The organism is Flammeovirga sp. EKP202, from assembly GCF_014534745.1.
GTDB lineage: Bacteria > Bacteroidota > Bacteroidia > Cytophagales > Flammeovirgaceae > Flammeovirga.
In genome coordinates, this window is record NZ_JACVVP010000015.1 from 35,493 (window position 1) to 61,195 (window position 25,703).

The window sequence follows — 25,703 nt, forward strand, 5'->3', positions numbered from 1 at the left end:
GCATTATTTTAGCCACTGAAGGTACTTTGCTTATATCTTTCTTTTGCTCTTATCTTACAATATAGACCAAAACAGCTCAAAAACCATGTTTTTCGGCAAATTCCAATAAAAATATCCCAACTACCACTCCACTACACTACAGTGTTATGAAACTTACATTTGTCTTAATTTTACAGAAAAGGATGTCTTATTTTTTAAAACAGAAAACAAATTGGGTACCATTTAGACCATCTGAATTTACTTTAATTTTTCCATTCAATGAGTTGATGATATTCTTTACCGTTGCTAGTCCAATACCATTACCAGCTTCTCCAAAACGATCTTGAACAGTGGCTGTATTAAAAATTTCGAATATTTTATCCTGCTCTGAAATAGGAATTCCAGGTCCATTATCTTTTACGATAAAATGATAAAAAAATGTATCTTCTGAGATCATAATTTCTATTTTTGGAATCGCTTTATCGTTGTATTTAATCGCATTCGAAATTAAGTTGATTAAGATCTGATCTATAGCTGTTCGATTGATAGAAAACGTTTCAATGTCGCTTTTAAAAGTGAAGTCGATCTCAAAGTCGAAATTAAACATCTTATCAATGTCCGCCTTAAGTTCTTCCAAACTAAACGTTGTTTTTTCCTTATTCAATAAACTACTTGATTTACTATAACTGAGTATTCCATCTATTAAACCTTTGAGCTTATCTGAAGAATTATGAATGTGTTCTACGATCGTTTTTGCATTCTCATCCAAATCACTACTGTAGTGATCTTTCAAAAGATTGGTCATTCCAGAAATAGTACATAAAGGAGATTTTAAATCGTGCGCTGCAACATAAGCAAATCGTTCCAATTCTTTATTCTTTGTCGACATTTCCTCCAAAGTACTTTTCAACTTAAGGTTACTTTTGCGAAGTTCCATCAATTGCATTACCTGATTGCCTAAAATTGACAATGTCTCTTTTTGTTTCTCCGTCAAAACTTTTGGCTTATGGTCAATCACACAAAGGGTACCCAATGCATTTCCTTTTTTGGTCACAAGAGGAACACCAGCATAAAAAATCACATTAGGAGCATCCACTACTAATGGGTTGTCATAAAAACGTTCATCCTCTCTTGAATCTGGAACTATAAATAATTCATCAGGTTCATTGATGGCATGCGCACAAAAAGCAATTTCTTTTGGTGTCTCCGTGGCATCTATCCCATGACTAGACTTGAACCATTGCCTTTTATCATCTACAAGGCTAACTAACGAAATAGGAGTGCCACAAATTTCGCTAGCGATTTTCGTTAGGTTATCGTAATCGTCTTCGTTCAGGCTATCTAAAATAGCATAAGACTTGAGGTCTTCTAATCTTTCTTTTTCGTTGTGTGGTATAACTGGTTGCTTCATTTTAATTAAGTTATTCTGCTAAGCTATCTATACTAAAAATTGTAGTAACTGAAGTCATAAAATCATATTTAAGTTAGTGATAAAAACAGGTCTTGCAAAAACCTTATTGATAATCGTATTACTTTAAATGTAAGGTTCTTCCCTTTCTTTGATAATTATTGGTTGGGCTTGGTGATATTTCAAGAATTGCTTTATACAGATAATGAGATCTACTATCTTTTTAAAAGGAAATTAATTGTTAGTTTATTTCTATTCTAAACCTTCTTAATCCAAAATTAAAGACAGTTTTATAGTTTTTTAGATAGAAGCAAAACTTCAGTTTTGGTCTTTCAAAGTTGTACTAAAATGCTACAAATATCAAAATTTACTGTTTTTTTGACGGTGAGCTTAGAAGCTAAAGGATAAAATGATTTTTAGTCAGCTTTCGAACTACCTCCCTCTACATTTTTTCCATTGCTGAAAAAACAAAGAGGTCCATAGATGTAGGTATTTTATTCAAAATGACTAGACAATAACTCAACATTGTCTAGCTCTTACCAATCCATCAAACACATTTCGCTATTTTGAAAGAGTGGGAAAACTACACTTTCGCGCTCACACTTTATCAAAAAATATAATTAACTAGATGAAATGAAAACTTCTCTAATTTTAACCCTCTTTCTGTACTTATTATCCCCTTATATTTTTGGGCAAACTACAACGGTAGAAGTTCTACTGGATCACAAGTATTCGGTGGATGGTTATTCTGATTTTGATCGAAAAAAATACATTGTCTTGCACTCTACGCAACTTGAAAATGATTTTAGAGGACTTGAGCCTCTCAAAGATTATATCATCAATGATCTTGATGTTTATCTAGGGAGAAATAATGGAATTATGGGGGGAGTAATGCAGCGTTCGTCTGAAAATCCCAATAAAAAAGGATATGTCAACCCAGATTATATGCAAAAGGCGGGGAAAGATTATCGCTTAAAAACTTATGGTAAAAAAGGAAAAGCTACACACCAATATGAACCTCGTGTTGATGAAATGGTAGGAGGTCAGGTGCATTATTTTTGGACCGGACATTCTTCCAACCGCAAGCACCCTGAGAAAGGATGGACGATCCAAGGGGGGGATGCTATTGGTGATTTTATGGGACAATTCATCAATGAGTTTTATAGAAATGAAAATGAACCTGTTACAAAAGGACCATTAAGACCAAAATATGTTGAGGTCATCAATGAACCTTTATGGGAATTGATTGACGGAGTAAAAGAGACTAGTGAAAGAAAGACAGTCAAAGAAGTTTTCCAGTTCCACAACGATGCTTCCATTGCATTTAAAAAGCATAATCAAGATGTAATGATTGGTGGTTACACAACTGCATTTCCTTTTTTTGATGATCGGAATTTTGGACAATGGAATGAACGCATGAAACTCTTTTATGATATGTCAGGGGAACATATGGATTTTGTTTCTATTCATCTTTATGACTTTAATAAACACCATTTAGGAGATAATAACCCTTCTACTTTTGATGGTCCCATTAATTATTCTGGTGGAAGAATTGAGGCGACTTTGGATCTTATGGAAGCGTACAGTTTGAAGCAATACGATAAGGTCATTCCAATATTAATCTCTGAATATGGAGGGCGTGACCACTCAACAGAATGGAAACCGTGGTTTGCTGAAAGGGATTGGGATTTTATGAAGTCGATGAGCCCGATGATGATACAATTCATGCAACGCCCTAATCATATCCTGAAAGCCATTCCTTTTATGATTCCAAAAGCAGAATGGGGTCGTAAAAAGAATCCTTACCCATGGAGATTATTACGTCAAGAATTTGAATTGGAAGGAGATAGTAAACAATGGGTATTTACGGAGCAGATTAAGTTTTATGAGCTTTGGTCTGAGGTAAAGGGAGAAAGAGTTGCTACTTCTAATACTAATCAAAACCTTCTAACAGACGCTTATATTGACCAAAAGACGGCTTATATCATCGTAAGTAATCTCGAAAGGAACCCTCAAACGGTACAATTAAATGCACTAGGTATAAAGGATAAAAATATCAAGTCAGTCAGCATAAAACAGTTATACCTTCATGAGCATCAACCTAAATTAGACAATACTACTATACAGCTTCAAGATGAAATTAAGATTGAAAGTGAAGCGACTATTATTGTAAAAATTGATCTCAAAAAGGACGTAAAACTAAAAAAGGAGGTTGTCGAGAAAAAGTATTATTCTAATCAAGTCTTAAATGAAATTACTCCAAATAAGCCAATAGAATATCATTTTAATGGCTTAGTACCTGGTAATATTGCCACTGCTCAGCTACGAATTGGGGTGGGTCGACCGCACGATACTTCTGCTTTTCCTTCTGTTGTCATCAATGGTGAAAGTGTAGACTATACTAAAGAAATACAAGGGGCCTCTCAACATCTTAGAAAACAATTTTTCACTTTAATCAATATTGACCTACCTGTAGAGGTTTTAAAAGAAGATAATAAAATCAGCATTACTTGCCCTGACAATGGTGGTCATGTGAGTAGTGTGGCATTAAAAATATTGGAAGATAAAGATATTGTAAAATAGATAAAAAAGCCTCTTGGGTTTATAAAAAACACCAAGAGGCTCGTATCACAATTTATTCTAATTGAATTATTTTGAGTGCTTCCTTTTCACTTTTTCAGTGACAATTAACTGCCTCTTTTCGGCCATTTTTCCTGTATGAGAAATGGTTTCTTCCTCAATTTTCATTTCCTCACTGGCTAAATTTAAGACGGCTGCAATTGAAGGTCCTTCCTTACAACCTATGTTCGCTTCTTTATCGGGGCTGCTCTCTTCCTTATAAAAAGGTAACAAGCTGTCGGGAATATACACTTTAGACTGCCTTGAAATTGTGGTTGCATCTCCATGGATCATGGTAACATTCTTAATGGATGAACCTTTTGCAAAGGAGCCATTGTGCCATTCTTTATTGGGGTCAAGTTTTTTAGAAATAAAACCATCCTTGATCATCACTCCCCATTCACATCGAATTGCTTTAGCACCATTGACCGTCACAATGCCATTGTCTACCACGTGTGGTTGTAAGGTCACTGCTGCTTTCCCTTGCGTGCAGACCACATCTTCAATCACCACGTTATCTACCCCAACATTGTGTTCTCTACCGGTATGTGTTTCGATTCTTGCTGTTACACCCCCTACTGATTGTAAGTTTTTCAACCAAACATTTTCCCCCGTATTGCCTTGTACAAGTCCGTAACCATAAGATGCATTATAGATAGAAACATCTTTTACGGTTATGTTTTTAGGACGATCATTTTTTGAGGTTCCCTTTTTTCTCATATTCAAAGAAATGGTTGAAAAGATCGTTTGATCATCAAAAACGGAGAAATTCTCTAAGTAAAGGTTGGTTACTTTCCCAATTGTAAATGACCTACATTTCACTGCGATAGAACGGTCATAATAAAATTGGGGGCGATTTGAAAGGTCTCCTTCTCCAATAAAAGTTACATTTTTGATATCTTCATTGGCAAAACGCCCTACCGAAAAGATCAATTGGCTTTTAGACTCAATATCCAAACGTGGCATCAATACTACGCCTTCTTTACAACGAATATGAACATTGGATTTTAATTGCACATCTTTCAGTTGGTAATTCCCTTGCTCCACAATAATTCTTCCTCCTTTGATTTTAGAAGCTTTATCAATCGCTTTTTGAAAATTATGAATATCACTTTCAGCATTTCCTGAAGGTTGAATAATGGCGACAACCGGCAACGTATCAATTTCGGTTGAAGATGGACCTTGGTAACCAACATCTGACCTCTTTTCAATTTCGGGTATTTGAGAAAACAACAGCATTGGCACAAAAAGAAGTATTATGCTGCTGTATATGTATTTTGATAAATTCATCATCGTGTCTTCTTATTGTTTGATTACCTTATACCTGTACATCAAATCTTCCATTCTCACCAAAACGAAATACATGCCATTAACATAGTTTTCTAGCGGTATAATATGATGCGATGATGTTTTTTCAGATTGATGCATTAAAGTACCTTGTGATGAAAATACCTCCACCTTTCCGTTTCCCACCCCTTCAATCAACAATTGATCTTGAGCAGGATTAGGGTAGAGATTAAAACGTTGTTGATCGGATGGGATTAGACCTGTAGGTTCCTCATTTCCTCCGTCTACGGGCTTGTAAACATCATCTGGAAAAGGGTACTCTCTTGGGCCTTCATCATTATCATTTTTAAACTGAATATCATCTACGTAAAATAATGCCTTTGCACTTTTTACATCTCTTGAACGAAGCATCAATTGAATTCGGTCTCCCTCAGTCAAACTTGGGTGAGACACTTCAGCTCTATCAAAAGTTTGAGATACCGTCACCCATTCTCCTTTCGGAATATTTTGTGTGCTAACGCGTATAGATTTTCGTGGATTAAATAAAGTAAGGTACAGATAATCAATTTCAGTATCTTCATCCATCCAAATTTGGAAGCTGACTTCATTTTCACCTGATGGAAGGTCCAATGATCCGAAAGGTGAAAAGATAGAATAATTACCATCGAAACCACCCTCTTTTTCAAACTTCAAACTAAACTCACCTTCTGCTGCTTTTTCATTTCTAATTCTCCAAGGATGGCTTGGTGCATTCCACCACTGAACACTTCTACCTTGAAAATGAAAAGGTCCTTCAAAACCTTTAGCATTAAAAAATGATTGTGTTTCCTCTTTTTGCCAAACTCTGATATAGTCGACTTTAAATTCAACAGGTTCTTTAAAATCGATCTCACTTGGAAGCCCATACCAATAAAATACTTCTGAAGACAGCCAAATCTCATGTGGATAATCGTATTTCCATTGGTCTTTTGCTAATAACTCTTCTTTAGTCACTGATCGAAGCAATTTGCCGTTAAAGTACGTTTTCATATACTCTTTGTCCCATTCAAAACCAAAAACATGATAATCTTCCGCCATACGGAGTTGCATATCGTCTTCTACTTTCCAGTTTTTATGATTAGGATCTTTATCAGGGTCCCAACTGATTAAGTTGGTTCTGTAACGTCTTTCTAAATCATCAGGCTGGTTTTCAGGATTACCGATTGGACGTCGACCATAATTCTCTATCATGTCTATTTCGCCATGATACCCCGTCGTCCAAAATGCAGAAGTTACAGGTCCATCGGCTGCTTTACATCTGATTTCCATGTAACCGTATCTGAAAAAAGTTTCACTCATCACACTTGCTTGGGTGATCGGTTTACTACCATCTGGCCCTTGAGTAGTTCCGCCGTAGTAGCAATCATTGTTGGTTTCTAAAGCGTAATCAAAATCTGGTTCCCATTGAGATGTCAGTATCAATTCACCATTTTCGACACGAACATTGTGTCCTGCAAATTGTCCAGGTGCTCTCCCTTTCCATTTGGCTCTGTAATCATTGTTTTCACCTAATACCCACCATTTTCCTTTATTTAATTCTTCTCCATTGAATTCATCGCTTGCCCATTTATTTAAAATCCAACCTCCTCCATTATCGGGATCTGAAAGTGGATTAACTTGTGCAAAAATATTGAGGTGTAAGGTGAAGAGAAGACTTAGTAAAATAATTCTTTTCATTTCTTTTTGATTTATTTGTGTGTTGAAGATGAGTGTTAGTTGTTGGTGTTTTTAAGAAAGTACTCATTAGATTCAACTAAGCTCCCTTCAAGATCGGGGGGTGTTACTACTAGATGATTGCCTGATTATATATCAAGAGAAAAATATTTTGCAATATTTTTTTAAAGTGCAATTCTGTAGGGACGTTGCATTGCAACGTCCTCACGAACCACAATACATTACCATTTATTCTTCATAAAAGATAAGTAACAAAAGCTTCGTTTACAACATGTTGAGTACTACAGAAGGAAAGCAAAATAGCCTACCATACACCATTTCACTTCCCTTCTTTTGTATCATTATTTGCTTTTGTTGTTTTGGTGCATCTTACCAAATGTCTTATTGAAGTTAGGCATGTTGGTAGCGTTCCATTTTGATTCAAAATCGTATCGAGGGCCATCGAAAAACTCAGGTCTTTTGTCTTCCCAAGTATAAGTCCACTCGTTCACTGTATTTTTCATCTCTTTTACGATAGATGGATGCTGAGGTGCAATGTCCTTTTTCTCTGAAATATCAGTCGACAAATCAAAGAGATTCCACTTGCCGTTTCCGTCTGTGTATAATTTATAATTATTTCTCACTACACCCACTCTGTTCAAATCCTTTGGATCTTTTTGAGATTTCCCAAAATAATGACGTAGTACATAGATACTTTCATCCTCTCTTGGGTTGGTATTTTTGATGATATTTTGAGAAACTTCTTTACCATCCAAAATTTTATCTTTAGGAATTTGAGCCCCTGCCAGTTTTGCAAAAGTTGGGAAGAAATCCAAAGCAGAGAAATTATAAGCATTCACATCTCCCTTCTTCATCTTACTGTTGGGATAGTAGACAAACATCGGTACTCTGAAACCACCCTCATAAGCATCTCCTTTTCTTCCTTTTAGAGGAAAGTTGTTTGCACCTGCCACTGGCTTACCTCCATTATCACTCATAAAGACGATCATGGTGTTGTCCAATTCTCCGTTCTTTTCCAATTTCTCTACAATACGTTTGATGTTATAATCTACATTGTACATCATTGCCGTATATGTTAAACGTTTACTACCTGCTTCTGCCGCATCTGCACCAAGTGTTTTTTGCATGGCTTTAATGTCCTCTGTTTTGGCTTGAATTGGAGTATGAGGTGCGTTGTATGCTAAGTACAAGAAGAAAGGCTGTTCTTTTTCTTTCGACTCATCAATGAACTCTAATGTAGCGTCCGTCAACACATCTGTTACGTACTTTCCTTTTTCCGTTTCAATGTATGTCTTATTTTTCATCATTGGACGGTTGTAATCCTTTCCGTAAGCACCTACCGAGTACTTTTCTGGAGTGTAGGTAGCTGCCTGCATCCAAGTTTTTGAATGGTACTCATGACCTCCACCTAAAAATCCATAGAAATAGTCAAAACCTCTTTCCAATGGGTGGTAATCTCCATCCTCTCCTAAATGCCATTTTCCAATGGCGCCTGTATGATAACCTGCATTTTGAAGGACATCAGAAATAAATGTCTCCCCTTTTGCTACTCCATAACCTGAAAAAGCCGCCAAGTTAAACTGTGCACCAAAAACATGTGGCATTCGGCCCGTCATAATTCCAGTTCTACTTGGCCCACAAAACGGATGGGTAACGTATGCTGAAGTAAATACTGTTCCTTGATTTGCTAATTTATCAATGTTGGGAGTATAAATATCTTTAGCAGCTTGCGGCATAAAACCCACATCTGCATAACCTAAATCATCCATTAGAATTAAGATAATATTAGGTCTAGGTGATTTCTTTTTGTCGTCTGCATAGGTATTGACTAATACTAACGTCAATACTGCTACTGCTATACTTCTAATAATTTGTTTCATTTCTTCGCACTACTAAATTTGACTATGAATAGGTTGAATACTAACACAAAATCACGTTGATCTATAAGGTGATAGTCGAACATTTTAAAGCCACTACACAATAGATTAAAAATAGCCTCAAACCTTAATGTAGTTCTTTTTGCTCAACCAAAGCATCACACAAACCATTATAGATCACCACAAGGTAATGTTTCTTGTGTGCTTTTATCCTAGCATTTATTCATTAAAAAAATATTGATAGGACAATTTAGCGTTGTTTTTCTCTTGAGATGTCACTTTAGGTAAAAGGAATGATGGTTTGCGTTCATTCCTTTTATTTGATCATAAAACCACACTTTTGGGACTAAAAATTCTCCCATAAGTGATCTATTTATTGTTCTACAGTTGAATTTTGATTGATATTTATAATCACTTCATTCGATCCTAATTGTTTATTTTTAGCATAGGCAGTCACTTTTACGGTACTAGGATTCTCAGTGGCTTGTAACATCATCAGACATTGTCCATTGACGGTTTCACGAGAATGGTGTTTATAATTGATAATCGTTCTAGTATCACCAGCATCTGTCCCTAAAAATCGATGAAGACCTTCTATTTCAAATGTAACTTCTTCTTCTAAATATTTCACGGCTTTTCCTTTTTTATCCACCAATTGTGCTACTAATTTAACAACATCGGTATCATTCGAAAGCAAATCTGTCTTGTCAGCAATGATTTGAATAGCAAATGGTTCGTCTACAGTTTGAAGTGATACTGAAGCCTTTTCTCCGTTTCTTTTTCCTTTGGCTTCTAACTTCCCTTTTTTGAAATCCACTGCCCATTTGTAGGTGTAATCTTCCTGATCCTTTAAATACTGAACACCAAGTGATTTTCCATTTTGGAATAATTCCACTTCATCACAATTGGCATACACTTCCACAATGGTCTTTTCTCCCTTCTCATAATTCCAATGTGCATTGACTTCCTGCCATTCCCTTGGAGCTAATTCCCAGTATCCTTTTTTCTTTTCAACTACAACACCTTCTTCATTTACTTTGTAGATGGACTTCTGGGCTAATTGTGTATACATGTTAATTACTGGAATATCCTCCCTCCATAAAGCCTTAAACATATAAAAAGAAGCCCTTGGAAAACCTGCTGTATCTAACAAGCCATGTGGCGTAGCTTTTAGAGGCCATTCACGATTTCTTCTCTCCCCCAAGTAATCGATGCCTGTCCAAAGAAAAATACCGGCTATATAATCTCTTTCTACAGCCGCTTTCCATTCATACCACCTCGGAACGTTTTCTGTTCCCATCATAACTTTGTGAGGATATGTCTCTTTAAAGTAATCATACTTATGCGGTTTGTAACTAAACCCAACGACATCTAACACATCTGTATATCCTGTTTCGAAACTAGAAGTAGGTAAAATACAATTAGCAGTGACGTACCTCGTGGTGTCCAATGCTCTTGTCCAATCGGCTAACTTTTTGGCTGTTGCGCCAATGTTATAAGTCTGCTCCGGAAAAGCTCTCCAAAATGCTTTTACCTCTTCTGGAGTATGCGGTGGGATTTCTGTTCTCCAAAGTGTCCAATCTATTTTATCATCTTTATTGGTTTCTTTAAAAATTCCAGTTGCTCCTCTGTTTCCAGGGTATGTCCACTCTATTTCATTACCGATGCTCCATTGAAAAATACTGGGGTGATTTCTACTGGATAACATCGTATTTTCTAGATCTGTTTTTGCCCATTTCTGAAAATGTTCTGAGTGCCCTCTTGTGATATAATCTACCTCTTTGTCATGCATATTATAACGCTTGTCTTTTGGTAAATCCCATTCATCATAAAACTCATTTTGCACCAAAAAGCCTAGCTCGTCACAAAGGTCTAAAAACTCATCGGATGCAGGATTGTGTGACGTTCTTATCGCATTACAACCACCTTCTTTCAATAAAGTCAGCTTTTGTCTCCATACATCTTTGGGTACGGCAGTCCCCACCAATCCGGCATCATGATGCAAACATACTCCTTTGATTTTTACAGGCTCATCATTCAAGAAAAAACCTTTATCTTTATCAAAAAACAGTTTTCGTATTCCAAAAGTAACATTTTCAGTCTGTGCTAATACTCCGTTATTATAGAGTTTAATTCTTGCTTGATATAAATGAGGCTGATCTATTCCCCAAAGTTGAGGGTTTTGAATCTCAAAAGAATGTTGATACGTTTCCTGTCCATCGGCATGCAGTTGAATTGCTTCTTCTTTCTGATACACTTCTGCTCCTTGCTGATCTACAATAGATAATTGAATTTTGGAATTAACTCCTTCTCTTGTTGTATTCAAAAGATCTACTTTCACATCTACCGTTGCATTTGTATTGGTGACCTTAGGTGTCGTTACAAAAGTCCCCCAAACAGGAATCAACACATCTTCTGTTACAACTAAATGTACATTTCTATAGATACCAGAACCTGTATACCAACGTGAGTCTGCATAACGACTATGGTCTACGCGTACCATAATTCGGTTGGGTGTTCCGTCCTTGTGAAGATAATTTGTCATGTCAAAATAAATGGGTGCATAACCATAAGGATGTGCCCCTATTTTCATTCCATTCACCCAAAATTCTGCGTTGTTGTATACGCCATCAAAAACGACAAAACACTTCTGTTCTTTTTGAATGGGAGTTTCAAAAGTCTTACTGTACCAACCAATTCCCCCAGGAGAAAAAGCAGTACACCCTTCAAACTTGTTGGAAAAGTCCTTCTCAATGGTCCAATCATGAGGTAAGTTCAGCTTTCGCCAATGATCCGTAGAATAGTTGCTCAATGTAAATTGAACCGAGTCTTCCAATTGGAATGACCAATCTGCATTAAAATTGATCTTGTTTTGTGCATACAATTGTACACTCTGAAAGAGTAATAATGCTAATAGTAGGTTTACTTTTAATACGCTCATCTCATACTTTATTTAAAACTTAATTTTAAGTTGAAGTTCGCCATTGTAAGCAAATCAGGTGTTTTTTTCTGAAAAGAATAAGTTGCTGAAAGTGTCTATTACAAAAAAGGATACAACATTGTCATATCCTTTAAAAAATTTGTTTGTTAGCATCTATTGTGATCCGCTAATCATACATTATAATTATTCTAGGCGGATCACATTTGTTGATTCCTAAATTGACAATCAACATTTTATACACTCTATTCATCACACCTGTTATCTGTTTATCCTCTATTTCTGTTTTGTATATTCTGGAAGTATATTGTATCCTTTCAAGGCTTCATTCTGATTATCCTCAAACATTGGAATTCCTTCCTGCTTCTTCGCACTTTCCTCTAATTCCAGCCAGATACTATAATTAAACTCCGTAAGAATCTCCTTGATTTGCTGTTTATATTTCTTATAATTTTTCTCTTGAATTTCTAAGTATTTATTTGAAGATAATCCGTATTGGTACATTGCTGTAAGATTATCAGAGAAACGTTTGGTAGCCGCATTTCTCCATTTTACTTCATCCACTTTAGAAATCAGAAATCTATTTCTCATGCTATTCATCTCATTTTCCAAGATGATATTTTGGTTTGCCGTTGCATAAAAATCATCTAAGTTGGAAAATGAATAGGTCAAGAAATCAGTATAACTTTGTTTTCCTATTACCTCCTTTGGTGTGGTATATTCTAGTACCGTCAGCTTCTCTCTTTTCACTTTGACCTCCATTTTTCCTTTCTCCTTTAACGCATAAAAGGCATGAATTCCTTTTGGAGCAAAGCCCATATATTGGTTATTGAAATACACCTCTCCCCCCTCTTTTAATTGTGTTACTACCTCTACACTATCTAAATCATTTAAATACAACTGCTCCTTCTCCCTAAATTTAACTTTCACTCCTTTAGTTTGATTAAGCTCACCGGGAAGAAAGTTTTTAAACGATATTAATACGACCTCATTTTCCAATTCTTTGTCGCTGTTCAACCATCTATTTTTATAATAATTCAAGATTATTCCCAACCCATATCCATGATGTAGTTCTGGTGCAAAGTGGGTTCCTCTATTGAAAAAGTTCCATGAGTAAACCGTCAACATATCCGCGTCTCTTTCAATGCCTTTTTCTAATAAATCACGGAGCATAGAGGTCATCTTATAGTTATGTGCCCTAACGTAAGTTTCTTTATCTGCCATCTTTGATGTTTTTCCTTTCATGGTCGACAATTTTTTATCCGTATGAACATCATAACGCTTTGTACCTTTCAACTCCGAAAAAACACATTGGATAAAAGGACGATTTCTTTCTTTACAGACTTCTGCTAAACGCTCTATGCCTAATGCATAATTTTGAGTGCTACTTGAAGTATAAATCGCAGGAAAATAATCCAAGATTTGATTGACAAGTTGAGGATCTGCCACATGATCTGCCTGATAGACAAATGCTACATCATCCACCAATCCCTTTCTTAATGATTCATATACTTCCGCTACATTTTTGATGAGATTAGGGTTTGCTATAAACGGTTCGACGTATTTTTTACCAAAACCTTCATCCATCACCTTTTGAGGATATTTAAGGAAAACAACAACTTTGTTATTTCCTGTTCTTAACCACTTCTTGGAATAATTGGTCGCTTTAAACAATTCGTTTAATGTATTCCCTACCTTCATCAGCAGTAATGAAACAGGCATTTTTTTACTCCTTTTCATGTCTACTACTATAGAAAACTTAAAGTCAATGTTATTGTCTTCTGCGACCTTTACATAATCAGTAAATATTTTTTTAAAACGATTCAAATAATAATCTCCTGCTGATGGTCTCAATTCAAATTGAAAGCCATCAATTCCCATCAACTTTGCAGACTTCATTTCAAATTCAAAAGCATCACTGTTTTCCATGGGGTTGGTCATTATAGAAACCAACGGTACAGTAGTTCTGTAATATTCTTTTGAATTCGGATCTCCAAATGTTGCATCATATTTCATCCCTTTCAAATAGGCATCGTTAATACTGTAATTGTAATAAGGATGATTGAGTGCCATGACCACTTTCTCTGGGAAAAAAACTTCTGCGGTTTCTTGTACAGAATTTTGTGCAAAAATTGGAAAATAGACTACGTTCAGCAAGATGAAGAATTGGAGTATAAAGTTGTATTTCATTTCAATCGTTGTAATAGTGTGACATAAGTAAACAGTAGTTCAGAAAACTTAGATCACAATATCTTGATTGATGGTAATATGAATCAACCTGCTCCCATTAATGTGTACGGACAGCTACTTTTTATTGAAAGATAGCTTCAATTTGAGTTCTTATCTAACGAAAATAGCTTTAAATTTTTCTCATTACCAACGGTCATTCCTATTCAGGTTTACCCTATTTTAGTCGTAACTAGAGAAAAAATATCGTGCACCATAAGTAAAGTCATAGACCGATTATTAGAGCACCTTTCTATAGTTTTGACTATGGTGCACGAAACACACATTTACACTTTTAAACCTCTTACTAATTATTTCTGTTTCGTATATTCCGGCAAAATATTATAGCCTTTCAGCGCTTCATTTAAATTATCTTCCACTATTGGAATCCCTTCATTGTTCATTGCACTTTCTTCCAATTCCAGCCAGATACCATAATTAAATTCCGGCAAAATTTCCTTGATTTGCTGCTTGTACTTCTTGTAGTTCTTCTCTTGCATATCAAGACATTTTGACGAAAATGATCCGTAGTCATACATCGCTTGAAGATTATCTAAGAAACGTTTTGACGCTGATAATCTCCATTTAATTTCATCATCTTTAGAAATCAAAAATCTATTTCTCATTCTATGCATTTCATTGTCCAAAATAATATTCTGATTCAACTGAGCATATGATCTGTCTAAATTGCTGAAAGTATATGTGATAAAATCGGTTTTGTCTTCTTTGCCTATTATTTGTTTAGGTACCGTATAATCCACAACCGTATTTTTATCTCTTTTGACCTTCACCTGCATTTTACCTTTCTCCTTTTCTACATAAAAAGCATGAATCCCTTTTGGTGCAAAGCCCAAGTATTTTTCATTAAAATAGACATCTCCTCCTTCTTTCAAAACCGTAACTACTTCTACACTGTCCAAATCTTGCAACTGATACTTTTCTTTATTTCTAAATCTGATTTGAACCCCATTATTTTGATTCAACTCTCCGGGCAAATAATTTTTAAAAGAAGTAAAAACCATGTCTTCATGAGATTCAAAATTACCATCCAACCATTTGTTTTTATAGTATTTTAAAATCAATCCTAATCCATAACCATGATGTAACTCTGGTGCAAAGTGTGAACCATTATCATAATAGTTCCATGAAGACACAAACATCATATCTGCATCTCTCTTTAAGCCTTTCTCTAGCAACTTACGTAAGTCTGAAGTCATCTTATAATTATGTGCTTTTACAAAGGTCTCTTTATCGGTGGTGTTTGTATTTTGTATGATTCGGTTAGTCTTCACACTATGACGATTGGCGCCTTGAAGATCTGAATAAACGCTTTGTATAAAAGGACGATTTCTTTTCTTACACACTTCTGCCAAACGGTCCATACCTACCTCATAACTCTGAATACCTCTTAGGGTATAAATAGCTGGGAAGTGATCCAAAACCTGATGCATAAAACGGTTGTTACCAATAAAATCACCTTGATATACAAAAGCGACATCATCATTTAGTCCTTTTTTAAGAGAAGTATACACATCCGCTACTTTCTTCATCAAACTAGGGTCTGCAAGAAATTGCTTCGTGTACTTTTTTTCTAAGCCTTCATCAATTACTTTTTGTGTGAATTTCGTAAAGACAATAACTTTATTATTTCCTGTTCTCAACCATTTCTTAGAATAGTTGGTTGACTTGAACAACTCATTCAATGTATTCTCTACTTTCATTAAAAGATATGAAACCGGAATATTTTGAGTACGGTCCATCTCGATAGCGATAGAGAATTTGAAATCAATATTTTTATCCTCTGCTACTTTCATGTAAGCAGAAAAAATCTTCTTAAATTGATTGATATAATAATCTGTTCCCAGTGGTCTGAATTCAAATTTAAATCCATCAATACCCATCAATTTTGCAGACCTCATTTCGTATTCATATGAATCACTATTTTCCATGGGATTACCCATCATAGAAACTTGCGGAACAGTTGTTCTATAATGCTTTTTCACTTCGGCTTCACCCAGAGTAGATTCATATTTCATCCCTTTCAAATAAGCATCATTGATACTGAAATTATAGTAAGGATGATTGAGTGCTAAAACTACTTTTTCAGGAAAAAACACTTCAGCTGTTTCTTGTACTGGGTCTTGAGCAAAAGTAGTACTTGAAACGGTGCAAATTAGCAGTAATAATTGGAGTAGAGAAAGGTATTTCATTTCAATAGATAATTAAAAAAATTGTGACTTTGAGTACATGTTCCATCCACAATATCATGGAAAACGGCATTAAAAATCAAGATTCACAAATGAATGTGCACTCAAAGTCACCTTTTATTGACGCATAGTATACATCTCCAATCAAATGATTATAAGCCTTTCTTTTGATCAGTGCCTACATTCAAAAAATAAACTTGAAGCGGTTGCATTTTGAAGGTTTGTTGAAGTGTTTCTGAAGTAATCACATCCGTTATTTGAATGTCTTTTTGTCCTTCTGTCAAGGCAATTTTAAGTGTAGCTTCCGTCTTACCTACATTGACTATAGATACCCACTTGTCTTTTTCCTCATCTTCAAAGTAGCGCCAAATACAACCTTTATGACTCGTTGCATTTTCTTCTGAAATCTGTAGTGAAGTTGGAGCTATGAGGCCTAATACTTTACCTTGAATTTCATCCGAATTTTGAGCAATAATTAATGTCCCTTTTCCGGCATTTAAAGCAGTTAAAGGCTGACCGTATTCATCTTTCAAAACACTCTTTTTATCCATCACTACTTTACCACCTTTATCTAAATAAGATTGCAAAGCATCCCTTTCACCAACCGTCATAAATGGCGTTTCTTCAATCACCACTACATCCCAATCTTGATGAGGTTGTGTATTTAATATTCCTTCTGTTACAAAACCGACAGCTCTTCCTTCAAACAAGAAGCGTTCATAGGCATGATACTCTTTGTCCATGTGATTGTCGATGTTGATGGCTGATGTTTCGGAGTGAAATACACGGATCGGTTTTCTTAATTTCTGAATCTTGGTCAGCAACGAAGCATTGGCATTCATATCCATATACGTCAATGTGATTTCATTCAATACACGTGGCATTTGTGTTAAAGAAGCGGCATAGCCTTTTGAATTTTTTCGTAAAGAACCATCTTCTCCTCTTGGCCAAAACCACGTTTGAATCACATCTAAACCTAACATTGTCGCCAACCAATAAGTAGCTCTTGCGTACTCCGGCTTCATTTTCAACTCTCTAAAACGAATCGTTGAGATAAAGTGACCTTCTGAATTAAAGACTAACTTTTCTGGACTCACTGATTTCATAAAATCATAGCCCATACACATCTGTCTCCAATCAAAGTAATATTTCGAAGCCCATTCCGGCTCTTTTTTCTGCCACATATCAGAATACACTGCTCCGGCATCATTACCAATCACTGTCGATAAAGCCGTCAAAGCCTCTAAGTCAATACCGTGATCTCTTGTGTTTTCTGAAAAGAGATGGGGCATAATCTTGATATGTGTATTTCCTTCGGGATCATATTTATGAATCTCATCGGACAAAAACTGAAACCATTCTACTCCCCTTAATTGATTAAAACGCATCCAATCGTACCAAATAGCAGTTCCTTGTAATTCACCTGCCATGGGGATCGTCACCTTCACACTCTTAAAGTCAGCATAATTCGTTTCCCAAACTTGATTTAATGCTGAAATCGTCTGGTGCTTTTCTTTTAGGTAATTTCTAAATTTTGCTAAAGTATAATCTGAAACTGTTCCTGTATCCCATGACTTCGCTTTGGTATGCCAATGCGGTTCATTCGCAAGCATATAACCCAAACTACTATACTTCTTGCCTTTGATATGAGGCACCACTTCTTTAAAAAGCAGACTTACTAATTCTCTTGAGGCAGGATGATCAATATCGTAATCAAAATACCTTCTTTTCCCTATTGATGCTTCTGGATATTTTTCTGTAAACCACTCTGGTGGACTCAAGTGATTGATAAATGCTGTACCAATTCTACCTGAGGGCTGATTGATCAATTCTTGTTTGAAACGTTTCTTTAATGTCCCTTCTTCATCTTCTAAAAAACGAGTAGATATAAAAATACCATCTAAGTTACCGTGGTACTCTGTAAGATAATCTGTTTTCGGTTTCCAAGAATAATCCGCTAAGAAAACAGGCTGACCGTTATACATCACATCATCGCCGACAATCTCCGTTTTACTCCAATCTATAATAGGCACTTCTTGTTTACTGATCTTGCCTTTTAATGCTAACGATAATCTTTCTTCCCCTTCTTCCAACATCAGTAAGATTTCATTTCTTTCGAAAGTAGGTAATTCCTCTGCTGTTTTGCGTGCCTCTTCCTTATACCTTTTTACTTTTTTAAATAAGGCTTCATTTCTGTCAATATTCTTCTCGTCCCAATCAGCAAATTGACCGCAAATTTCAGCCGTCCTGATTGTACTTTTTTCTTTCGTCACATCAATCCCTTTCTTCTCCGCTTTTTTAATCAATGTCTGAAGGGCTTTTTGTTTGGTGGAAATCGCTTCTTTTAAATCTTGTGCTTGTACAGTAAATGTGACACACAATAATAGAAGGATAAAAAATGGATAGTTTGTTTGTCGTTTCATATTCGTAAGTATTATTAGTGGCTCGCGCACCACGACTAAAGTCATGGGCAAGTGATACTGATTCCAACAACACTAAAGTGATGTTTCCGTTTTTAACCTTCAAGACTACAGTCTTGATTAGGTTACTCTATCACCTGCCCATAGTTTTAACTATGGTACACGAACCACCTGTTTATTTCTTCAAAACTCTAAAAGTCTCTTCCCCCTCAATCGTTACATAATAGGTTCCTTTTTGAAGTGATTCCATTTCCAAAACAGTATTATAATCGTGGCTTCTCAAAGAAAGTACTTTTTTCGCATTACTATCGAAAACCGTAATATTATATTCTTTTTGAGTGCCATTGATATGCAATTGTCCTACGGTTGGATTAGGGAAAACTTCAAATAGAGGTTTCACTTCTTTAGGTTGCATCAATAATTTAATGGGAAATTGATGCCCTTCGTACATTTCAAAATCATACCCCAAAGAAGGAAAGGCTTGACCGAATTTAGACGACTTGTAATACACCTTCGCTAAAGGGTTTGAAATATCTGCCTTAAGGTGTTTTCCTTCCGTCTTATAATTGGTCATGATCCAATATTTCCCTTTTTCCAATTCAATATCTTGAAAGGATACTTGGAGATTTTTCTCGGAAAGTTGTACGATATCTGAGGTGTATATTAACGCCCCCGGACCATCGTTATCATCAGCATAAATCCCAAATTGGGCTTGTACTTCGGTCGCGTTATTCTCTAATTGAATGCCATTGATTGTCCCATCATTTTCTAAGAGATAAGGAACACCCACCACATAATCAGAGGATGATAAAATATCGGTATCGAAGGCGGTTGTTTTATTTTGAGCGAATAAAAATGTTGTATTCAACAAAAGCGAAATCAAAAATAGCTTTTTCATGTTTTCTTTGTTTAAAAGGTTAAATAAGAGATTATTCATAGATATAGTCGTCATCTGAAGCGCCGGTTGTGATTACTCTAGCTTCATTTCTATACACTACTTTATCTCCCGAAAAAGCTCCTCCTTGCACTGTTATCGCTGATTCGTTCGGAATATTTACATTGTATCGGCCCGTGATATTTCCGATTGTATTTTGGGAGAATTTTGCAGTAAACATAATCGGTGCGATAGGATGCGTTTTATAACGTTGTCCGCCGGCATCTTTGATAATCAATGAATACACTCCCGGTTTTGGCGATCTGCTGTTTCTCACGGTCACCAATTTCTGACGGGCCAATTCTGACATAAATCTCAATCCTTCAATTCCCGTGTCCGCCGGATAATTGGAAGCGACAAGATTGTTTGTGCCATTAGAAACCGTATTAGTTATCGTCTGTTTAAAAGTGATATTCTCAAATGTGGCATTAGTAAATTTCCCTCTTCTTGATTGTGGTAATAAACTCGCTGACGCAATGTAAAGGGTCGATAAACTGTTTTCAGCATACAGATCCGTAGCGTAAATGTTATTACAAATCTTAGAGTGCGGTTTAATGAATAAAGCGCAGAAACCTAATTTATTAGACACGTTTTTGATGTAAATATCATCTATTGAACCCATTTTTTGATTCGAAGTAAGGTTCAAATCGTCATTGGCTTTTCCACTTCCTGGCTCTAGTCTTACAGTGATTCCTTGCTCCCCTTCCAAGTTTTCCATGTAAATACGTTTTCCACTGAAAGGCTGTACCAAGGCATATCCCGTTCCAATGCCTGTTGCTTTTGCGTTTTTCACCACGCCTTGCATTGGAATTCTATTGAAAGTCGATAAATCATAATTCAACCGACCACTGGAATCTCTTCCTAAGAATTTACTATCGGCCACCAAAAACACTGAGGGGTTTAAAGTGTAATTATCAGTGATGACAAACCTCGAGATCGCAAAATTCTTAACATAGGCTACCTTAAATGGTGTAGCTGTTTCGAGTGGTGCAAAATTGCTTAAATCAATCTCAAACCAAGTCGATGCACTTTCTGAAGCACCAATAATTTCTACATTGGAAATCACGGCTTGATTAGAACTAGAATTTCTACCTAAATTAAATAAGGTATTATTTCCGCCACTTCTATCAATGATAAATTTCACATTGTTGCCAACCTCAATTCTGATATTAGATTTAAGGTTGATTTGCCCCAAAGTATAAGTCCCCGGATTAAACTTGATGACTCCTCCACCAAGGCCAGAAAGTCGGTCAATCTCGCTATTGATTTGTGAAGCTGTTGCAATACCATCTCTATAAACAACAGTTTCATTGACCGTTACTTTATCCAAAAAGAAGGTCAGGTTTTTAGTCCCAACGGTTGCTCGTGTTGTACCCACTGTTCGTTGAGCATAGGTAGAAAAGTGCAGACACAACGAAGTCATGCCTATCAAAAGTAACTTACCAATCCAGTTACTCTTAATGTGATTGTAAGAATAATTCATTGTTCATTTCATTTACAGAGTATCTCATTTAATACCCTAATTTTCATTCATTTTAATAGCTAGCTGTTGATTTCAATTAAACTTAGTTTGCAAACTGCTTGAATTGATTTCTAGCTCCAATGTAGAATGAAATAAAAAGATGAACGTTGTTTTCCGTTAGAATGATGTTTCTATTGAAATGAAAATGAATTTACTTTTAGGTACATCGAAATGATGGTAGATTACATGGGGTTAACGTTAAATATAATGGTTCGTAAAGTGGTTTTAATGATGGTTCGTGAGCCACAAGGCATTGTGGCTCTACAAGACGACACCTTTTCAATATAGCTATTCATTACATTGAAAATACAACTCCTGTAGAGACGCAATGCTTTGCGACTCACGAACCACCTTACCTCATCCCTCTTCCTTCTTACCTAAAAAATCACATATCTCTCAGCTGACCATCTTCTTTAATGATCACTTCCTCAAAACCTTTGATTTTGTTTTTACCAATTTCCACGTTTTTACAGTGGTTGAATTCAAAAATTGGACGATCAGGATGGATCGCTTCTAATTCATTATTTTTGATGATTTCGTTTCCTTTAATCAACAAACCATCCACATTATACGCCCATACAATTCGGCTATCAAAAGTGTTGATTTTGTTGTTGATAAAGCGGATATTTCTATCATAAATAGCTTTCTTATCCGTTGCTTTTCCTAATCTTGGAGTGATATACAATACAGCATGTTCCATACCACTTGTCGCACAATTATAAAAAGTGTTGTTTTGAATCAATACATCTTCTACTTGTCCTGATTCAAACCAATGGAATGATTCTCCTCTGAAGAAAACGGCCGACATACTCGATGAGAAGTAGTTCTCCTCAATCACAATTTTCTCAGGAGTTTTCAGTACAATATTTCTTGCTCTATGATTTTGCATGGTACATCCTCTCATGGTAAACTCAGGATTCCATGTTTTATTTTCCATCAAATCACCCCTCTTTAATGCCGATGGAAGATCATTTTCAAACGTCAACTGCGTATATTCCTCATTGAGTTCTTTATAAGAAGCAACCTTTAAAACTTTCGCTTGACGGTCTGGACTTGGTTGATGAATCCACCAAATTTCATCTCCTTTTCCAGCAAACTGAAAACCATATTGTTGGTAGTGCTCCAACTTCACAATTACGCTTCTTTTATCTACTACTTTATCAATAGAAACATACGTTCCATGCACGTTGGTTGCATCATCCAACATATTTTCAAAACGGCAGTTCTCCACTAAAACTTTTCCTTTTACATTACAAAAGTGCGTTGCATCAGCAGTAGAAGAAATCAATCGGTCACTGTCTTTTCTTGTGTAAACACCACTATTTTTTAATGTTACATTTTCGCTTCTCTCCGCCAAAAAGCCCATTCCTAGAGCATGGTGTACAATCACATTATCAAAAGAAATATCTTTAGAAGAAATCATTTGAAAAGCAGGTGCATAACGGTTATCGCCATGCGGTCCTTTAAAATTGATCTTATTATTTAATGTAGGAAATTTTCTCATTGGACCATGGAAACGGTACTTATTCCCCTCTAATCGTTCTACTTTTTCAGGTCGACCATTTAAATCTAATGCTCCGTGTGCCACTGCTTTTGTTTTCGGATCAAAAGTCAAGGTATTTCCTAAACTGGAATAAGTGAAATGCTTGATATTAGGGAATTGTAATTGTCCTCTTCTAAGTTGAAATGAATAGCCTTCTGTATCCATTACTACATCCATCCACTCTTCTTTTTCATTGACTGCTACTACCGTTCCTTGAATTGTAAAAGGTACTTTCCAGTCAATTTTGATGTTTTTGATGCTTACATTCTGACAGTTTTCAATCAAGAAAGGAAACATCTGACCATTAAAAATCAGCTCTGTATTCTTACCTTCAATGGTTACTTTTTCAAAGTTTTCAAAAGGGAAAGCAATACGTTTGATTCCGTTTTTATGGTTGGTGATAGGACAGTATTTCTCGTAGGCGAAATCAGGTTGGAAATAATATTTTCCTTCCTCAAAAATCAATTTAATTTCCTTGTCATTTGCATTTTCTATCGCTTCACGCACCACGGAAGTCATATCCCTCTCCCCTTGACGAGGAATAGGAATAATTTTCTCCGCATAAGATGGTACCACGAATACCAAAATTAGAAATTGAATTATGAATAGTTTCATGTCGTTTGTTAGTTTAGTTTACGTTGAAGGCTTCCTTTTAATTGTTCCGATTTAGAAACTGCTTTGATGCTGATGTCTTTTTTCAAGCTATTGATTTTGATCAAAGCTGTTGCGATACCGGCATCTGTTGTGAGCGTTTCCGTATTCATTAATTGGATATCCCCTTCTAGTGATACATTAATTTCTTCTTGGTGATCGTGTACCAAAGTACCGTTTTCATCCACCACTTTGATGTAGGCAAAGACCACATCTTGAGAAGCTAAAGGCACTGCTCTGTCTGCCAAAACAATCGATAAATGATGTGCTTTTTCAGGTGTTTTCACCCAATCTTCTCTTACTTTTTTTCCCTTGATATACCCTTCCGCTCTTAGCGTTCCTTTCTTAAATTCTTTCAAGGCAAATGTAAATGGAGGATGTGAAAGGTTTGTTGATTTTTGGTCTTGATCTGGCTTTTGCTCACCAATCAATTGATCATTAAGATACAGCTTTACTTCCTCACAATTAGAATACACTTTCAGGGATAGAGGGGAGTTTTCATCCCAATAAGAAGCAATTTTCACCATGGCATCTTCTTTTTTAGAAGCGTCTTTTTGAGATTGATAAAAATAATAAGCGAATTTCTCAATCCTAAAAATATCCGCAATCCCAGAAAATTCAATGTCCTTATGGTAGCCTCTATTGTAATCAAACATCACCCAATACCCGTCTCCAAAAGCAGTCGTTTGTAAGTTGTCGTTTAATGCTTCTTGTACATTGTAAGCCTGTTGTAATAATCGTTTTTCACCGTAGGCTCTTGCTTGTCGGCTTGATGTTTCATATCGTGTTTGCTTGTCTAATTGATGTTGATTTAGACCTGCATTTTTTGAGTAATATTCCCAATCACCATACTCAGAAACAAAGTAAGGTCCCTTCCAATGCTCCTGATCGTCAGGATGTAAAATACGGTGTTGGCGTGCTTGGAAGAACACATCATACCCCTCGTTCATCCAACCTGCAGAGTATGATGCTCCAATTGGATATTCTTCCTTTACAATCGCACTTAATTTCTTTCTAAACTCCAACGGCATTTTTGTCTCATTCAAAGAAACCTCCCAAAGCAATACATTCGCATGGTTTCTATCTCTTCTAATTAAATCTCTTGCCGTCTGGAAAATCTGATTTCTAAAACCGTCCGTTGGTTTGTAATATTGCCATCCTAAAATGGCATCAATTGTCAATAAGCCCAATGAATCACAAGCATTCATAAATGCTGTAGAATGCGGGTAATGCGACAAACGAATGACATCAAAACCGGCTTCCTTGATTAATTTTGCATCACGAATTTCTGCTTGTTCAGACAATGCATAACCCACATAAGGATACTCTTGATGCCTGTTTGTTCCTCTCAAATATCTTTTCTGTCCATTGATATACAATTCAGTCCCTACAAACTCCACTTTCTTGATACCAATTGTCGTTCGCTGTTGATCCACCACTTTACCATCTACGGTCACTTCCGTCATCAATTGGTATAAATGCGGTGAGTGTGTATCCCAAAGTTTTGGTTTCTTTACACTTAAATCTTGTGTGACTGTTTTTGTATTATTAGATGAAAGTTCAAAAGTTGAACCTTGGAATTTCATCACTTTTTTATTTTTAAAGTAAAGCGTTTGCGTCACTTTTACTTCCTGTATTTTGGAAGTCGTATTCTTTACTTCTGTCTTAATTTTTAATGATGCCTTATTTGCGTTTACTTCAGGGTAATTGACAAAAATACCACCTCCAGCTACTTTCTCTTCCAACAATGGAAAAGTAATATGCACTGGATTTTTCTCAATCAACCATACATTTCTATAAAGACCGCCATAGGTATTGAAGTCTAATATTTTTAAGGGTTTCGGCCCTGTAATCTCACTATCTGTATTATCCAACTTCACCACAATCACATTTTCCTTTTGAGAAGAAACGTAATCCGTCATATCAATGACAAATGGTAAATAACCTCCAAAATGTTTCTTGACATATTGCCCGTTGACCCACACTTCAGCAATGTTCATCGCTCCTTCAAACTCTACAAAAATTCTCTTCTTTGCAGGGTTCGACTGCACTTTAAATTTCTTTCTATACCATGAAATTCCCTGCCATTGATCATTCACTACCAAAGGCTCTAATCGTGTAGTGTGCGGTAAAGTTACTTCCTCCCACTGACTATCATCAAAATCTAATTTATGAAGTTTATCTACGTTAAGAGGGGCTTCTTCTCTTACAAATTTCCAAGAACTATTAAAGTTCACTCTATCACTTCCAAGGGCTTGAAATGACAGTATAAGTAGTACAATATTTAATCCTATCAGCTTCAACATTTTTATCTCATTTCATTCAAAAATATTCGATGTCACTACCCAAATATCAATGAATAATAAAAATTTGATGTTG

At 35.9% G+C, this 25,703-nt stretch carries 13 protein-coding genes; 1 reads left to right on the top strand and 12 read right to left on the bottom strand.

Translation table 11 applies throughout. The annotated features are described in order from the left end of the window. Positions 1-187: 187 nt before the first annotated feature. Positions 188-1,390 carry an ATP-binding protein gene (locus tag IC221_RS11215; protein ID WP_188169059.1) on the bottom strand — a complete coding sequence of 401 codons (1,203 nt, stop codon included), beginning with the start codon at positions 1,388-1,390 and terminating at the stop codon, positions 188-190. 630 nt (positions 1,391-2,020) lie between these two features. On the opposite strand from IC221_RS11215, the gene IC221_RS11220 reads away from it, so the two are divergent. Further along, positions 2,021-3,970 (top strand): beta-agarase, encoded by a 1,950-nt coding sequence (locus IC221_RS11220; RefSeq protein WP_188169060.1) that lies wholly within the window; start codon positions 2,021-2,023, stop codon positions 3,968-3,970. Positions 3,971-4,036: 66 nt separating this feature from the next. Here the strand turns inward: IC221_RS11220 and IC221_RS11225 are convergent, their stop codons facing one another. The 11 genes from IC221_RS11225 to IC221_RS11275 form a co-directional block, all read right to left on the bottom strand. Continuing rightward, entirely contained in the window at positions 4,037-5,299 is a 1,263-nt protein-coding gene (locus IC221_RS11225; protein WP_188169061.1) for a hypothetical protein, read from the bottom strand. Between the two features lie 9 nt (positions 5,300-5,308). Then, positions 5,309-7,009, bottom strand: a complete 1,701-nt coding sequence (locus tag IC221_RS11230) for a family 16 glycosylhydrolase (protein WP_188169062.1) — start codon at positions 7,007-7,009, stop codon at positions 5,309-5,311. Positions 7,010-7,347: 338 nt separating this feature from the next. Next, positions 7,348-8,886, bottom strand: a complete 1,539-nt coding sequence (locus IC221_RS11235) for a sulfatase-like hydrolase/transferase (RefSeq protein WP_188169063.1) — start codon at positions 8,884-8,886, stop codon at positions 7,348-7,350. 370 nt (positions 8,887-9,256) lie between these two features. Then, complete coding sequence (locus tag IC221_RS11240; RefSeq protein ID WP_188169064.1) at positions 9,257-11,824, bottom strand: glycoside hydrolase family 2 TIM barrel-domain containing protein; 2,568 nt, start codon at positions 11,822-11,824, stop codon at positions 9,257-9,259. Positions 11,825-12,097: 273 nt separating this feature from the next. Then, positions 12,098-14,011: a hypothetical protein gene (locus IC221_RS11245; RefSeq protein WP_188169065.1), complete on the bottom strand. Its 1,914-nt coding sequence runs from the start codon at positions 14,009-14,011 to the stop codon at positions 12,098-12,100. A gap of 347 nt (positions 14,012-14,358) precedes the next feature. Continuing rightward, complete coding sequence (locus tag IC221_RS11250) at positions 14,359-16,257, bottom strand: hypothetical protein (protein ID WP_188169066.1); 1,899 nt, start codon at positions 16,255-16,257, stop codon at positions 14,359-14,361. Positions 16,258-16,406: 149 nt separating this feature from the next. Beyond that, positions 16,407-18,677 (bottom strand): beta-galactosidase, encoded by a 2,271-nt coding sequence (locus tag IC221_RS11255; protein ID WP_188169067.1) that lies wholly within the window; start codon positions 18,675-18,677, stop codon positions 16,407-16,409. Positions 18,678-18,849: 172 nt separating this feature from the next. Beyond that, the gene (locus IC221_RS11260; protein ID WP_188169068.1) at positions 18,850-19,572 is read right to left on the bottom strand and encodes a T9SS type A sorting domain-containing protein; all 723 of its coding nucleotides are present in this window, start codon (positions 19,570-19,572) and stop codon (positions 18,850-18,852) included. Between the two features lie 31 nt (positions 19,573-19,603). Then, positions 19,604-21,091 (bottom strand): hypothetical protein, encoded by a 1,488-nt coding sequence (locus IC221_RS11265; RefSeq protein WP_188169069.1) that lies wholly within the window; start codon positions 21,089-21,091, stop codon positions 19,604-19,606. Positions 21,092-21,515: 424 nt separating this feature from the next. Continuing rightward, positions 21,516-23,288, bottom strand: a complete 1,773-nt coding sequence (locus IC221_RS11270) for a right-handed parallel beta-helix repeat-containing protein (RefSeq protein WP_188169070.1) — start codon at positions 23,286-23,288, stop codon at positions 21,516-21,518. Between the two features lie 8 nt (positions 23,289-23,296). Next, positions 23,297-25,630 (bottom strand): sugar-binding domain-containing protein, encoded by a 2,334-nt coding sequence (locus tag IC221_RS11275; protein ID WP_188169071.1) that lies wholly within the window; start codon positions 25,628-25,630, stop codon positions 23,297-23,299. Between the last annotated feature and the right edge of the window lie 73 nt (positions 25,631-25,703).